Source organism: Sphingobium sp. RAC03 (assembly GCF_001713415.1).
Lineage (GTDB): Bacteria > Pseudomonadota > Alphaproteobacteria > Sphingomonadales > Sphingomonadaceae > Sphingobium.
The window spans coordinates 1,805,327-1,819,854 of the sequence record NZ_CP016456.1 but is presented as its reverse complement, the minus strand read 5'-3'; the positions used below and the strand labels follow the sequence as shown (position 1 = coordinate 1,819,854).

At 63.8% G+C, this 14,528-nt stretch carries 12 protein-coding genes; 10 read left to right on the top strand and 2 right to left on the bottom strand.

Features of this window, described 5'->3' with window-relative positions:
• Positions 1–171: 171 nt before the first annotated feature.
• The 3 genes from acs to BSY17_RS13325 all read left to right on the top strand — a co-directional run bounded on the left by acs (position 172) and on the right by BSY17_RS13325 (position 5,454).
• The gene (gene acs, locus BSY17_RS13335; RefSeq protein WP_069065873.1) at positions 172–2,115 is read left to right on the top strand and encodes an acetate--CoA ligase; all 1,944 of its coding nucleotides are present in this window, start codon (positions 172–174) and stop codon (positions 2,113–2,115) included.
• Positions 2,116–2,140: 25 nt separating this feature from the next.
• Positions 2,141–2,653, top strand: a complete 513-nt coding sequence (locus BSY17_RS13330; protein WP_069065872.1) for a cytochrome b — start codon at positions 2,141–2,143, stop codon at positions 2,651–2,653.
• Positions 2,654–2,808: 155 nt separating this feature from the next.
• Entirely contained in the window at positions 2,809–5,454 is a 2,646-nt protein-coding gene (locus BSY17_RS13325; protein ID WP_069065871.1) for a M1 family metallopeptidase, read from the top strand.
• Positions 5,455–5,634: 180 nt separating this feature from the next.
• Here BSY17_RS13325 and ggt read toward each other — a convergent pair whose 3' ends face one another.
• Positions 5,635–7,335, bottom strand: a complete 1,701-nt coding sequence (ggt, locus tag BSY17_RS13320) for a gamma-glutamyltransferase (protein WP_069065870.1) — start codon at positions 7,333–7,335, stop codon at positions 5,635–5,637.
• A gap of 58 nt (positions 7,336–7,393) precedes the next feature.
• Positions 7,394–8,446 carry a quinone-dependent dihydroorotate dehydrogenase gene (locus tag BSY17_RS13315; RefSeq protein WP_069065869.1) on the bottom strand — a complete coding sequence of 351 codons (1,053 nt, stop codon included), beginning with the start codon at positions 8,444–8,446 and terminating at the stop codon, positions 7,394–7,396.
• 373 nt (positions 8,447–8,819) lie between these two features.
• Between BSY17_RS13315 and BSY17_RS13310 the strand changes: the two genes are divergently transcribed.
• From BSY17_RS13310 to BSY17_RS13280, 7 genes are all read left to right on the top strand, one after another.
• Positions 8,820–9,743 (top strand): helix-turn-helix domain-containing protein, encoded by a 924-nt coding sequence (locus BSY17_RS13310; RefSeq protein ID WP_237236316.1) that lies wholly within the window; start codon positions 8,820–8,822, stop codon positions 9,741–9,743.
• Between the two features lie 82 nt (positions 9,744–9,825).
• Positions 9,826–10,236: an RrF2 family transcriptional regulator gene (locus tag BSY17_RS13305; RefSeq protein ID WP_043149212.1), complete on the top strand. Its 411-nt coding sequence runs from the start codon at positions 9,826–9,828 to the stop codon at positions 10,234–10,236.
• The gene (sufB, locus tag BSY17_RS13300; RefSeq protein WP_069065867.1) at positions 10,233–11,732 is read left to right on the top strand and encodes a Fe-S cluster assembly protein SufB; all 1,500 of its coding nucleotides are present in this window, start codon (positions 10,233–10,235) and stop codon (positions 11,730–11,732) included. The genes BSY17_RS13305 and sufB overlap by 4 nt, the downstream gene beginning before the upstream one ends.
• A complete protein-coding gene (locus BSY17_RS20970) occupies positions 11,732–12,244 on the top strand; it encodes an endonuclease domain-containing protein (RefSeq protein ID WP_237236315.1) in 513 nt (170 codons plus the stop codon). The genes sufB and BSY17_RS20970 overlap by 1 nt, the downstream gene beginning before the upstream one ends.
• A complete protein-coding gene (locus BSY17_RS13290) occupies positions 12,241–12,696 on the top strand; it encodes a hypothetical protein (protein ID WP_037476824.1) in 456 nt (151 codons plus the stop codon). The genes BSY17_RS20970 and BSY17_RS13290 overlap by 4 nt, the downstream gene beginning before the upstream one ends.
• A 172-nt stretch (positions 12,697–12,868) precedes the next feature.
• Complete coding sequence (sufC, locus tag BSY17_RS13285; RefSeq protein WP_069065865.1) at positions 12,869–13,630, top strand: Fe-S cluster assembly ATPase SufC; 762 nt, start codon at positions 12,869–12,871, stop codon at positions 13,628–13,630.
• 130 nt (positions 13,631–13,760) lie between these two features.
• The gene (locus tag BSY17_RS13280) at positions 13,761–14,513 is read left to right on the top strand and encodes a SufD family Fe-S cluster assembly protein (protein ID WP_069066966.1); all 753 of its coding nucleotides are present in this window, start codon (positions 13,761–13,763) and stop codon (positions 14,511–14,513) included.
• Positions 14,514–14,528 lie beyond the last annotated feature (15 nt).

The following is a 14,528-nucleotide window of genomic DNA, read 5'->3' as shown; positions in this document are numbered from 1 at the left end:
AGGCGCGCGCGGGTCGGGGGGGAAGCGGCAAAATGGCGGAAGCCGCCTCAACAATTTCGGTCATATCGTCCAAAAGCATGGCAAGAAACGGCATGGTCCGACCTTCCGATCCGCCGGGCGGGACGATAGAAGAGACTGCGATAATGATTACGCGATGGAAAGGATGCCCCCATGCCTGACGATTTCTTCCCGGTGCCGGGGGACTGGGCCAGCAGCGCGCTCATGGACCGGGCCGCGCGTGATGCCGACTATGCGCGTTCGATCGAGGCGCCCCACGACTATTGGCTGGAGCGTGCCCACCGGCTCGACTGGATCACGCCGCCGACCAAAAGCGACGAAAGCAGCTTTGCCGAGGCGGATTTCGGCATCCAATGGTTCGCGGACGGGGTGCTCAACGTCAGCGCCAACTGCATCGATCGCCATCTGGCGACGCGCGGCGATCAGGTCGCGATCCTGTGGGAACCGGACAGCCCCGACGAGGCACCGCGCCGCTACACCTATCGCCAACTCCATGAAGAAGTGTGCCGTTTCGCCAATGTCCTGAAAAGCGCTGGCGCGCGCAAAGGCGACCGCATCACCATCTATATGCCGATGATCCCGGAGGCCGCCATCGCCCTGCTCGCCTGCGCGCGGATCGGCGCGGTGCATAGCGTGGTGTTCGGCGGCTTTTCGCCCGAAGCGCTGGCGGGCCGCGTCATCGATTGCGATTCGACGCTGGTCATCACCGCCGACGAAGGCCGCCGCGCGGGCAAGACCGTGCCGCTGAAAGCCAATGTCGATGCCGCGCTCGCCCATTGCCCCGGCGTCAAACATGTCGTGGTCGTGCAGGCGACCGGCGGCGCGGTGACGATGGCGGAAGGCCGCGACCTGTGGCTGCATGAGGCGACAGCGAGCGTCGAGGCCGACTGCCCGCCCGAACCCATGCAGGCCGAAGACCCGCTGTTCATCCTCTACACGTCGGGATCGACCGGCAAGCCCAAGGGCGTGCTGCACACATCGGGCGGCTATCTGCTCTGGGCCGCGCTCACCCATGAACTCTGCTTCGACTATCGGCCCGGCGACATTTATTGGTGCGCCGCCGATATCGGCTGGGTCACGGGGCACAGCTATATCGTCTATGGCCCGCTGGCCAATGGCGCGACGACGCTGATGTATGAAGGCGTGCCGAACTGGCCGACCCCGGCACGAATCTGGGAAGTGGTGGACCGGCATCAGGTCGAGACCCTCTTCACCGCCCCCACGGCGTTGCGCGCGCTGATGAAAGAAGGCGACGCCCATGTGAAGGCGACCAGCCGCGCCTCGCTCCGCCTGCTCGGCACCGTCGGCGAACCGATCAACCCGGAGGCATGGCGCTGGTATCATGGCGTCGTCGGCGAAGGCCGCTGCCCGATCATCGATACCTGGTGGCAGACTGAAACCGGGGGCGCGATGATCGCGCCGATGCCGGGGGCCACCGACCTCAAGCCCGGTTCCGCCACCTTACCCATGCCGGGCGTGATGCCGCAGATCGTCGATACCGAGGGCAAAGTGCTGGACGGCGCGACCGAGGGCAATCTGGTCATCGCGCGTAGCTGGCCGGGGCAGATGCGCACCGTCTATGGCGACCATGACCGCTTCTTCCAGACCTATTTCACCACCTATCCCGGCAAATATACCACGGGCGACGGCGCGCGCCGCGATGCGGACGGCTATTATTGGATCACGGGCCGCGTCGATGACGTCATCAACGTATCGGGCCATCGCATGGGCACGGCGGAGGTCGAAAGCGCGCTGGTATTGCACGAAAGCGTCGCCGAAGCGGCGGTGGTCGGCTTTCCCCATGATATCAAGGGCCAGGGCATCTACGCCTATGTCACGTTGAACGCGGGGATCGAACCCAGCGACGCATTGCGCCAGACGCTGGTCAAATGGGTCCGCAGCGAAATCGGCCCGATCGCCACCCCCGATGTCATCCAGTTCGCGCCCGGCCTGCCTAAGACCCGCTCCGGCAAGATCATGCGCCGCATCCTACGTAAAATTGCGGAAGGCGAAGTCTCCGCGCAAGCGCTAGGCGATACCAGCACCCTGGCCGATCCTTCGGTGGTGGACAATCTGGTCGCCAATCGTCACGGTTAGGAAACGAACAGAAGGAAGCGCTGCCATGGACCGCTATAAAGGAGTCGCCCGCGCCCTGCATTGGGCCATGGCCTTGCTCATCATCCTCGCCCTGGTGCTTGGCATCGGCCATGATGCACTGCCCAAGGATTGGGCAGTGATCCCGATCCACAAGTCGATCGGGCTGACCGTCCTGGCGCTGACTTTGGTGCGGATCGTTTGGCGGCTGGCCAATCCCGCGCCGCGCTTGACCGTCGCCATGCCCAGTTGGGAAAAAGGAGCGGCGCACGCCACCCACGCGCTCTTCTATATCTTCATGATCGTGCTGCCCCTGTCGGGCTGGATCATGACGTCGGCGGGCACGCGACCCTTGAACTGGTTCTTCCTGTTCGACGTCCCCAAATTTCCAGTGACCAAGGGCGACCTGATCGTCGATCTGGCGGGCGAAGGGCATGAGATTATGGGCTTCATCTGGGCGGCGTTGATCCTACTCCATATCGGCGCGGCGCTGCGGCATCATTATCTGCTCAAGGACAATGTGATGCGGCGGATGCTGTAGGCACCCGCCGACCAACGGGCGTTCGGGTTCGACCAACGACGTTGTAATAGCATTACATCGCTTGACCGACGCAGCGAAACGGTTGATCCCGCGTTGCATCAGGGCGCAGAGCCATGTGGCCGCGCCGTCAAGACGTGTCGGAGTCTCAAAAACCTATGTCCCTCGCCAAAATCCTGCCGCTGTTGCTGGCCGCCGCCCCCATCGCCCTTGCCACGCCCGCGCTGGCGCAGATGGCCCCCACCGGCCCCGCTGCCGGGATCACCACCCAATTGCCGCGCGGCGCCGTGCCCAGCCATTATGCGATCACCGTCACCCCCGACGCCGCCAATCTGAAGTTCACCGGCAAGGTGACGATCGACGTCGCTGTCAGCACGGCCATGCCGACGCTGGTGCTGAACGCTGCCGACCTGAGCTTCGGCGACGTCATGTTGACGCCCGCCAAGGGCAAGGCGATCAAGGGCACCGCCAAAGTCGATGCCGATGCGCAGACGGTGACGCTCGACTTCGGCAAGCCGCTGGCACCCGGCAATTATAAGCTCGCCATCACCTATGCCGGCGTCATCAACACCCAGGCGAACGGCCTGTTCGCGCTCGACTATACCGACAATGACGGCGCGTCGAAGCGCGCGCTATTCACCCAGTTCGAAGCGCCCGACGCCCGCCGTTTCGTGCCGAGCTGGGACGAGCCAAGCTACAAGGCGACTTTTGACCTGTCTGCCATCATCCCCACCGGCGAACTGGCCGTCGGCAACATGCCGGTCACATCGACCAAGGATCTGGGCGGCGGCAAGACCCAGGTGACGTTCGGCACCAGCCCCAAAATGTCTTCCTATCTGCTCTTCTTTGGCCTGGGCGAGCTGGAGCGCGCGACCAAGATGTCCGGCGCGACCGAAGTCGGCGTCATCACCGGCAAGGGCAATACGGGTAAGGCGCAGTTGGCGCTCGACGCATCAGTGTCCATCCTGCCCTATTTCAACGATTATTTCGGCGTCCCCTATCCCCTGCCCAAGCTGGACAATGTCGCTGGCCCCGGCCAGAGCCAGTTTTTCAGCGCGATGGAAAATTGGGGCGCGATCTTCACCTTTGAGCGCGCTCTGCTGGTCGATCCGCGCTTTACCTCCGAAGCGACCAAGCGCCGCATTTATGAAACCGTCGCGCATGAAATGGCGCATCAATGGTTCGGCGACCTCGTCACCATGGCCTGGTGGGACGATCTGTGGCTGAACGAAGGCTTCGCAAGCTGGATGGCGACCAAGGTCACCGACAAGTTGCAGCCCGACTGGCAAATGCTGCTGACCCGCGTCGATGGTCGCGAGGCGGCAATGAGCCTCGACTCGCTCGCCACCACCCACCCCGTCGTTCAGAAGATCACCACCGTTGATCAGGTGAACCAGGCGTTCGACGCCATCACCTATCAGAAGGGCGAAGCCGTCATCACCATGCTGGAGGGCTATGCCGGCGAGGATGTGTGGAAGACCGGCATCCGCAGCTATATGAAGGCCAATGCCTATGGCAACACCGTCACCGACGACCTGTGGAAGGCGGTCGAGGGCGCAGGCGCCAAGGGGCTGGTGTCGATTGCGCATGACTTCACGTCGAAGCCCGGCATCCCGCTGGTCAAGGTCGACAGCGCGCAATGCCAGGGCGGCAACACGCTGCTGACGCTGAGCCAAGGCGAGTTCAGCCGCGACAAGAAGGACAAGACGCCCTTGAGCTGGAATGTGCCGGTCATGGCGCAGACCATCGGCGGCGCGCCGCAGCGGCTGATCCTGCAGGGCAAGGGGCAAATGACGCTGCCAGGCTGCGGTGCCTATGTCGTCAATGCCGGGCAGACGGGCTATTATCGTTCGCTCTACCCCGCCGCCAATGTCGAGGCGCTCGCCGCCGGTTTCACCACGCTGCCTGCGATCGACCAGACCGGGCTGCTGGCCGACAATTTCCAGCTTGGCTTGGGCGGTTATCAGCCGATGGGCCTGGCGCTCGACCTGATCGACGCCGTGCCCGCCACCGCCACCCCTGCCGTGCTGGCGCAGGTGCCCGGCTATCTGGACAGCGCCTATGCCATGCTGGAGGGCGACACGGCCGGGCAGGCTAAGGTCGCGGCCTACACGTCGGCCAAGCTGACACCGGTTCTGACCGGCATCGGTTATGATGCCAAGCCGGGCGAAAATCCGCAGGTGCCCGTGCTGCGGTCGGCGCTGGTCGGTACATTGGGCGAGATGGGCGACAAGGCCGTGGTCGCCGAAGCCAATCGCCGTTTTGCCGCACTGGCGAGCGATCCCGCCGCGCTCGACGGTCCGCTGCGCAACGTCTGGATGGCGATCATCGCTAAAAATGCCGATCAGGCGACCTGGGACAAGCTGCGCGCGCTGGCCAAGGGCGCAAAGACCGACCTGGAAAAAAGCACGCTCTATGCGCTGCTCGGCGGAGCCAAGGATGAAAAGCTCGCCCGCCAAGCGCTCGACCTGGCGCTGACCGACGAGCCGGGCAAGACCACCAGCGCTGCGATCATTTCGCAAGTGGGCTATGAGCATCCGATGCTGGCGGTCGACTATGTGCTGGCGCACCGCGCGCAATATGAAGGGCTGATCGACGTTTCGGCCCGCAGTCAGGCGCTCGCGCGGTTGGGCGGTGGATCGGCCGACCCGGCGATGGCGACCAAGCTGGACGCCTATGCGACCCAATATCTGACGCCGGAATCGCGCAAGGTGGTCGATCGCGCCATCGCCGCGATCAACACCCGCATCGAAACCCGCACCCGCTTGAAGCCCGCGCTGACGGCCTGGTTCGCCAAGAAGTAAGACGAAAAGGGCGGCCTGTGAGCCGCCCTTTTTTTGCCAACTCCCTTAAATCCTCCCCTGTAAGGGGAGGGGGACCACGAAGTGGTGGAGGGGTGTCACCCTATCGATGGCGCGACACCCCTCCGTCCGCGCTACGCGCAGCCACCTCCCCTGCCAGGGGAGGAAGGCACCCCATAGACCTCACTCCTGCAACGACACGCCCGGACTGCGCGGATCGGCGGCGCCCTGCCAGCGGCCATCGGGCAGGCGCTCGGCCGCATTGGCCTTGAGGCCCATGCGTGACAACGACACGCGATGGCCGAGTTTTTCGAGCGGTGCCTTCATCGCCTCCAGCGACGTGCCCTGCTCCAGCACCAGCCCTTCGCCGTTGAAGTAGATCAGCCCATGCGCGATCGACTCCTGCGCCGACAGGCCCCAGTCGAAATGGGCGATCAGCGCCTTGGCCACCTGCATGATGATGGTCTTGCCCCCCGCCGCGCCGACAGTGAAGACGGGCGTGCCCGCCTCATCATAGACGATGGTCGGCGACATGGACGATAGCGGCCGCTTGCCCGGCTCCACCCGGTTGGCGACCGGCGCGCCGTCCTTTTCCGGGGTGAAGCTGAAATCGGTCAGTTCATTGTTCAGAATGACACCGTTAGCGATCAACTGGCTGCCAAAGAAACTCTCGACCGTCGATGTCCAGGCGGCGATGTCGCCTTCCCGGTCCACCGCGACGAAATGGCTGGTGCCGCTTTCGGGCTGCGGCCGCGAAGCGGTGCGCGGCTGCGCGCCGGGCGGTGTGCCGGGCTGATAGTCGTTGAGCGCCTTGTTCAAACGGATGCGCGCCGACCGCTGCTTGAGATAGGCAGGATCGATCATCCCCGTCAGCGGCACCGACACGAAATCCGGGTCGCCCAGCCATGTGCCACGATCGGCATAGGCCAGTTGCATCGCCTCGCCGATGACATGCCAGGACCGGGGGTCATCCTTCCCCCATGTGCCGAGCGGAAAACGCTCGACCATGCCCAATATCTCCAGCACCGTCACTCCGCCCGACGAGGCCGGACCCATGCCGCACACGGTATAGACGCGATATTTGCCGCAGACAGGCTTGCGCAGCTTGGTCTGATAGCCCGCAATGTCCGCTTCCGTCATCGGCACCGGGTTTTTCGGCGCGTTGGTGACGGTCTGCGCCAGGATGCGGGCATTTTCGCCCGTATAGAAAGCGTCCGGCCCTTCCGCCGCGATCCGCTTGAACAATGCGGCGAGCGGCGGGTTTTTGAGCATCGTGCCCATCGGCGCGGGCTTGCCGTCGATCCAGAAATATTTCTGGATTTCAGGGAAGTCGGCCCACACCCCCGCGACCGCCTTCATCGCGGTGTCGAGCCGCTGGCGCACTTCATAGCCCTCTTCCGCCGCGCGAATGGCGGGCTGGAACAGATCGGCCCAGGGCAGCTTACCCCATTTGCGATGCGCGTCCCACGCCAGCCGCACATTGCCCGGCACCCCCACCGAATGGCCGCCCGGCCAGGCGTTGCGGAAGGATAGCGGTTGGCCATCGGCTCCCATGAACCGGTCGGGCCGGGCGGCGGCCGGGGCCGTCTCGCGCCCGTCGATCGATTCCAGCAGCCCGGTCTCCCCGTCATGATGCATCAGGAAACCGCCGCCGCCGATGCCGCTATTATGCGGCTCGACCACGTTGAGCGTCAGCATCATGGCGATGGCGGCGTCGGTGGCGCTGCCCCCCTTGCGCAATATCTCCTGCCCCGCCTGCGCCGCGCGCGGATCGGCGGCCGAAACGGTGGCATTGGTCGATACCGGCGCGCGCGCGCCGGCGGGCAACGGCACTAAAGCGAGAAGGGCGAAAGGGGCCAGCAGGCCAGAAAAACGACATGTCATGGGGCTTACCCTATAGCGGGAGTTGCCGATCGCAACCCTTTCCAGCCCCTTGGACGGATCAGCCGTCGATACCCACCAGATCGGCAATCGTCGCCACGCCGTCGCGCGTCATCAGCGCCTTCAACTCCCGGTTGATCCGCCGCGCCAGATACGGCCCTTCATAGACCAGCGCGCTGTAAAGCTGGATCAGCGACGCCCCCGCTCGGATGCGGGCATAGGCCTGCGCGCCGGTCGCGATGCCCCCCACCCCGATCAGCGGCAACCGATCGCCCAGCAGGCGACGGAAATCGCGCAGCCGCGACAGCGACAGGTCGGTCAGCGGCGCGCCCGACAGCCCGCCCGCCTCGCCCGCATGGGTCGATCGCAGCGCGGGCCTGGTGATGGTGGTGTTGGACACGATCAGCGCGTCGACCCTGTGGTCGATACAGGCCGCGGCGATATCCTCGACATCGGCCGGTTCCAGGTCGGGCGCGACCTTCAGGAAAATGGGCGGGCCTCCCTGCGCGCGCGCGGCCATTACGGCACTCAGCAAGGCGTCGAGCGCGCTGCGATCCTGCAGCGCGCGCAGGCCCGGCGTATTGGGGGACGAGATGTTGACCGTCAGATAATCAGCGAGCGGCGCCATGCAGGTGACGCCCGTGACATAGTCGGCAATGCCCCGTCCGGCGGCGGCCGCATCCTTGTTCGCGCCGATATTGATGCCGATAACCGGACCGTCACCAACCGGCCGACGATAGCGCGCGATACGATCCGCCGCCGCCCCCTGCCCGCCATTGTTGAACCCGAAGCGATTGATCACCGCTTTGTCCTCGACCAGCCGGAACAGGCGCGGTTGCGGATTGCCCGGCTGGGCCAGCGGCGTCAGCGTCCCCAGCTCGGCAAAACCAAAGCCAAGGCCGTGCATCTTGTGTGCGATCCGCCCATCCTTGTCATAACCCGCCGCCAATCCGACCGGATTGGGAAAGCGAATGCCCGCCACCATGGTTGCGAGCATCGGATCGGGTGCCAGCGGCGCGCGTGTCGGCATCATCCGCAGCGCAGCAAGAGAGAGATGATGGGCACGCTCGGCATCGAGCGCAAACAGCAGCGGGCGGATCAGACGATAGGACATGGGACGTGCCTATGCCAGCGCCGCGCCGACACGTCGAGTCGCTGTGGCTAAAGCGCCACAACCGCCTGTTAGTGACATATCATGACAGGAAACGTCATGAATGAGACGGTTTAGGGCAGTGGAATGTCTGATTCATCCAATAATATTACGGCGATTCCGGCGTAAAGCACCCCTGCGACCCGAAGGCTCGACGGCTTCCAGCCGATGAGACCTTTTCCTGACCCGGCGATGAAAATCGCCGGGTCATTTTTATGTGCAGTGCAGTAGCGAGGCAGAAAAGTAACAGTTCTTTCACCATGTTACTTGCGCGCGGGTGCAGTTGGCGCATAGTAAACCCCTTGGGGTGAAAAAAATGGGGTTGCACAAATTCGGAATGGCCGGGGGCGCAGTCGCCCTGCCGGACGAAGGGGGTCCGCTGTCCTATACAGTGGCCGCCGCGCAGGGACCGGTGCGGCTGCGCTATTTCGCGCCGCCTGAACAATTGCGCGCCTATTTCGGTTCGCTTTATCTGTTCACCGTCGACGCCGATCATTATGGCGACGCCACCCGTGCTGACGTGCCACAGCTGCGTTTCATGCTGTCGGGCGGTGGCAACTATCATTTTCAGGACGACGTCGTGATGCCGACGCCCGATGTCTGTCTGCTCGGTCCGACCATGGGCGCGACCCGCTTCGAATTGAACCGGCCCAGCCGGGTCGTCGGCATCTCCCTCCTGCCCGCCGGGTGGCAATCGCTCCATGGCGGCGACGCCAGCCTGTTGGCTGACCGCCTGTGCGACCTCGCGGCGGTCGGCGGCGCGCATCATGCAGAGCTACTGGCGGAATTGCGGGCGATCGACGAGACGGAGGCCGACGAGATCGCGGCGCGGTGCTGGGCCGCGCTTGGCCGCCTGGTCAAACCGCTGCGCGGTACCACCTGGGCCTTGCTCGATGCGGTCGATGGCTGGCTGATGGGCGAAGGATCGCCGCGAATCGAGGCGCTGGCCGAAGCCACCGACCTGTCGCCGCGCCAGCTCGCGCGCCTCACCAACAAATATTATGGTGCGCCGCCCAAGCTGCTGGCGCGCAAATATCGTGCCCTGCGCTGTTCCGCGCGAATCGCCCTGGATGGCGAAAGCTGGCAGCAATTATGCGAGGAGGCGGGCTTCTACGACCAGTCCCATTGTATTCGCGAAATCAAGCACTTCATTGGCCTGACCCCGCATCAGTTGCAGAACGAGCCCTCCGCCGTCGCCCAGCTCACCCTGCTGCGCCGTTCGCTGGGCAGCGACGTGGCGATGCTCAACCGCCTATCCTAATTAGCCCTTGATTCCCGAGCCTGAGAGGACCAAATGCCAATCGGACGATATTGATCCGATTTAAGAATGGTTCGCAACTGGCATGAGATTATCAAGCTTCGCTGATTATGCGGTCGTGCTGATGTCCGCCGCTGCGCGCCATTGCGGCGCTGCCAAGATGAACGCGACCACCCTGGCCGCCGAAACCGGCATCCCGCTGCCCACCGCGCAAAAGCTGGTGGGTCGCCTGTCATCGGCGGGCCTGCTCGAATCGAGCCGGGGCACGGGCGGCGGCGTCCGCCTGTCGCGCCCGCCCGCCACCATCACGCTCGCCGATGTGGTGGAGGCGGTCGAAGGGCCGATCGCCATGACCGCCTGCGCCGACACGGGCACGCATGACTGCACGCTGGAGCAGGATTGCCGCATTCGCCCGCATATGAACGTCGCCAATGAAGCGATCCGCGCTGCCCTGGCTGGCGTGACCATCGCCAGCCTTACACGAGAAATGGCATGACCGAGCAAATCACCACTGTCCCAGGCTATTCTGTCCGTAACCAGGAAGCGCAGGACGCGGCCGATCGCGCCTCGACCTACGAACATGGCTGGTCGTCCGCCATCGAACAGGATTTCGCGCCCAAGGGGCTGAACGAAGACACGGTCCGCTTCATCTCCGCCAAGAAAAACGAACCGCAATGGCTGCTCGACTGGCGGCTGAAGGCGTTCGCGATGTGGAAGACGATGACGCCGCCCGACTGGGCGAAACTCAACGTGCCCCCGATCGACTATCAGGACGCCTATTATTATGCCGAACCGAAGAAAAAGGTAGAGCTGGATTCGCTCGATGAGGTCGATCCCGAAATCCTCGCCACCTACAAGAAATTGGGCATCCCCATCGCCGAACAGGAAGTGCTGGCCGGGGTGAAGGGCAGCCGCCGCGTCGCGGTCGATGCCGTGTTCGATTCGGTGTCCGTCGCCACCACTTTCCGCAAGGAGCTGGAGGAAGCGGGCGTCATCTTCCGCTCGATCAGCGAGGCCGTGCGCGAATATCCCGATCTGGTGAAAAAGTGGATGGGCAAGATCGTGCCGATGCACGACAATTATTTCGCGACGCTCAACTGCGCGGTCTTTTCCGACGGCACCTTCGTCTACATTCCCAAGGGCGTCCGCTGCCCGATGGAGCTGTCCACCTATTTCCGCATCAACGCGGAAAATACCGGCCAGTTCGAACGCACGCTGATCGTCGCGGATGAAGGCAGCTATGTCTCCTATCTGGAAGGCTGCACCGCGCCGATGCGCGACGAGAATCAGTTGCACGCCGCGGTCGTGGAACTGGTCGCGCTGGACGATGCGGAGATCAAATATTCGACCGTCCAGAACTGGTATCCCGGCGACGCGGACGGCAAGGGCGGCATCTATAATTTCGTCACCAAGCGCGCCTTGTGCCAAGGTAGGAACAGCAAGGTTTCGTGGACTCAGGTGGAAACCGGGTCGGCGATCACCTGGAAATACCCGTCCTGCGTGCTGAACGGCGACAACAGCGTCGGCGAATTCTACTCGGTCGCGCTGACCAATAATAGGCAACAGGCCGACACCGGCACCAAGATGATCCACAATGGCAAGAACACCCGCTCGACCATCGTGTCGAAGGGGATTTCGGCGGGGCGGAGCAACAACACCTATCGCGGCCTGGTGCGCGTTGCGCCGGGCGCGGAGGGTGTCCGCAACTTCACCCAATGCGACAGCCTGCTGCTCGGCGACCAATGCGGCGCCCACACCGTCCCCTATATCGAGGTCCGCAACCCCAGCGCCCAGATCGAACATGAAGCGACGACCAGCAAAATCAGCGACGACCAGTTGTTCTACGCCATGCAACGCGGGCTGGACGCGGAAAGCGCGGTGAGCTTGATCGTGAATGGTTTTGCGCGGGAGGTTCTGCAGCAATTGCCGATGGAGTTCGCGGTGGAAGCGCAGAAATTGCTGGGGATTTCGCTGGAGGGATCAGTCGGCTAGTGGGCAAGCAGACCGATCTTAACGACTGGGCGATCCAGATCGACTCCCCTCCCCTTCAGGGGAGGGGCCGGGGGTGGGGCGTCCCAGCCGGGCAGCTCGATTCGATGGCGACATATGCCCGCGCCAATCGCCGCAATCCAACCGAGCCGGAAACGCGGCTGTGGAGTATTCTCGCGCGTTCGCGGCTTGGAGGTTATAAATTCCGTCGACAGGCAGTGATCGGCAACGCCATCGCTGATTTTCTGTGCCCGCGTAAAGCGCTGGTGGTGGAAATTGACGGGCACACGCATGGCGATCAGACGGCTGACGCGCGGCGTACCGATCAATTGGAAGTGCATGGTTATCATGTCTTTCGGGTCACGAATGATGACGTGATGCGCAATCTGGAAGGTGTGGGACGAGCGCTGCTCGATTGCCTCAAAAGCCTCCCCGATCGGCGAACGCCCCACCCCAACCCCTCCCCTGAAGGGGAGGGGCTTTTAGAACAACACTCCAAGGGAACAGAGTTTTGAGCGACGAAGACGATATTCAGGATGCCCTCGCGGATTTCGCGGAGGATGTCGGTAATGGCCAGTCATGGACCGCCGCGATCCGTATCCTGACCGAGGATTATGAGCTGGAAGAAGGCGAGTTGGAGCCCCGCGCCCGCGCTGATTTCGGCGATCTCGACGCGTTCGAGGCCGCCAGCCGCGATGCCCTGCAAAAGGCGGACGCGGCGATGACGGAGAAGCTGCGCAAGGACAAGGCTTTCCACAAGGCGAAGGCGCCCAACCTCGCCCGCATGGGTCCGGTCAGCGAATTCGTCGTCGCCCTGCTGGAAAAGGGACCGCCAGAGGGCGAGGCCGACTGGTGGCCCTATATGCCGGTCAAGCGCTACATCGACACGCTCTTCCCCGCGCCGGGCGACGTGCGCGACATGGCCTTCTGGACCGCCCGCACCCTCCAGCGCGCGCACGAAGGCTAAGAGATGTGCGGAGCATCCTTCATCCTCCCCTGGCAGGGGAGGTGGCAGGGCGCAGCCCTGACGGAGGGGTGTTCCGCCATCGATAGGGTAACACCCCTCCACCATCGCGATGCGATGGTCCCCCTCCCCTTACAGGGGAGGATTTCAAATATTGCACCGCCGGGAATGATCCATGCTTAATATCGACAACCTGACCAACACCATCGACGGCAAGACGATCCTCAAAGGTCTGTCGCTCACCATCAACGAGGGCGAAATCCACGCGATCATGGGGCCGAACGGCGCGGGCAAGTCGACGCTGGCCTACACGTTGGGCGGACGGCCAGGCTATGAGGTGACCGGCGGCGAGGCGCTCTACGACGGTGTGAACTTGTTCACATTGGAGCCGCACGAGCGCGCTGCAGCAGGGCTGTTCCTGGGCTTTCAATATCCGGTCGAAATCCCCGGCGTATCCAACCTGCAATTCCTGCGCGAAAGCCTCAACAGCCAGAAGCGCGCGCGCGGCGAGAAGGAGCTGAACGGCGGCGAATTCATCCGCCTCGCCAAGGAAAAGGCCGCGCTGCTCGGCCTCGACATGGACATGCTCAAGCGCCCGGTGAATGTCGGCTTTTCGGGCGGCGAGAAGAAGCGCGCCGAAATGGTGCAGATGGGCATCCTCGATCCCAAGCTGGCGATCCTGGACGAGACCGACTCCGGCCTCGACATCGACGCGCTCAAGATCGTGGGCGCAGGCATCAACGCGATCATGCGCAAGCCCGACAAGGCCGTGCTGCTCATCACCCATTATCAGCGGCTACTCGACTATGTGAAGCCCGACTTTGTGCATGTGCTGGCGGACGGACGCATCGTCAAATCGGGTGGCCCCGAACTGGCGCTGGAACTGGAACGCGAAGGCTATGCCGAGGTGGTCGGGGCCGAGGTGGTCGCCGCATGACGCACAGCCTTGCCTCTTTTCCTGCCGTCATCCCGGACTTGATCCGGGATCTATTGGCTCTACCGAGCATGATCGCGCGACGCGTGCGCGCATGGATCCCGGATCAAGTCCGGGATGACGGAGCTTTATGATGGCATCCGCTGTTCTACCCACCCGCCGCCAGGAAGACTGGCGCTATAGCGATCTGGAGGCTGTCGCCTCGCTTTGGCCCCTGCCCGCACCGACCCGCATCGATGTGGCCACTGGCGAAACCGCCAACCACCATCTGCTGCAGGACGCCGCAGAGGGCAGCGCGTCGGTACATGACTATGTCATCACCGTCGCCGACGATGCGCGCTGTGATTTCCACCTGCTCAACATCGGCGGCACGCTCGGCCGCGTGACCTTTGCCGTCACGCTGGGCGCGCGCGCGCATTTCGGGCTGCACGGCGCGATCATCGGTGGCGGCGACCAGACGCTGGAGATCATCACCTCGGTCACCCATGCGCAGCCCGACGCGACCAGTGGCCAAACCGTCCGGTCGGTCCTGGGCAGCCGCGCCACCGGCAGCTACCTCGGCAGCATCAACGTCGCCCGCGACGCCCAGCGCACCGACGCCTTCCAGTCTATCAAGGCGATGCTGCTCGATCGCACCGCGACGGCCAACGCCAAGCCTGAACTGGAAATCTACGCCGACGACGTCAAATGCGCCCATGGCGCGACCGTGGGCGAACTGGACAAGGCCGCGCTCTTCTACATGGCCTCGCGCGGCATGGACCCGGCGACCGCCAAGACGCTGCTGCTGCGCTCCTTCGTCGCGGGCGTGTTCGACGACATGACCGACGAAGCGCTGCGTGAACAGTTCGAAGCGGCCGCGATCGCCAAGCTGGAGTCGCTGGTATGAGTGAAGATACATATG

Bases quoted from the DNA above. Each gene is read 5' to 3' on its own strand.
- ggt (WP_069065870.1), bottom strand. From the start codon at position 7,335: ATGACATGTCGTTTTTCTGGCCTGCTGGCCCCTTTCGCCCTTCTCGCT.
- BSY17_RS13310 (WP_237236316.1), top strand. From the start codon at position 8,820: ATGGCCGGGGGCGCAGTCGCCCTGCCGGACGAAGGGGGTCCGCTGTCC.
- BSY17_RS13325 (WP_069065871.1), top strand. From the start codon at position 2,809: ATGTCCCTCGCCAAAATCCTGCCGCTGTTGCTGGCCGCCGCCCCCATC.
- acs (WP_069065873.1), top strand. From the start codon at position 172: ATGCCTGACGATTTCTTCCCGGTGCCGGGGGACTGGGCCAGCAGCGCG.
- BSY17_RS13330 (WP_069065872.1), top strand. From the start codon at position 2,141: ATGGACCGCTATAAAGGAGTCGCCCGCGCCCTGCATTGGGCCATGGCC.
- sufB (WP_069065867.1), top strand. From the start codon at position 10,233: ATGACCGAGCAAATCACCACTGTCCCAGGCTATTCTGTCCGTAACCAG.
- sufC (WP_069065865.1), top strand. From the start codon at position 12,869: ATGCTTAATATCGACAACCTGACCAACACCATCGACGGCAAGACGATC.
- BSY17_RS13305 (WP_043149212.1), top strand. From the start codon at position 9,826: ATGAGATTATCAAGCTTCGCTGATTATGCGGTCGTGCTGATGTCCGCC.
- BSY17_RS13280 (WP_069066966.1), top strand. From the start codon at position 13,761: ATGGCATCCGCTGTTCTACCCACCCGCCGCCAGGAAGACTGGCGCTAT.
- BSY17_RS13315 (WP_069065869.1), bottom strand. From the start codon at position 8,446: ATGTCCTATCGTCTGATCCGCCCGCTGCTGTTTGCGCTCGATGCCGAG.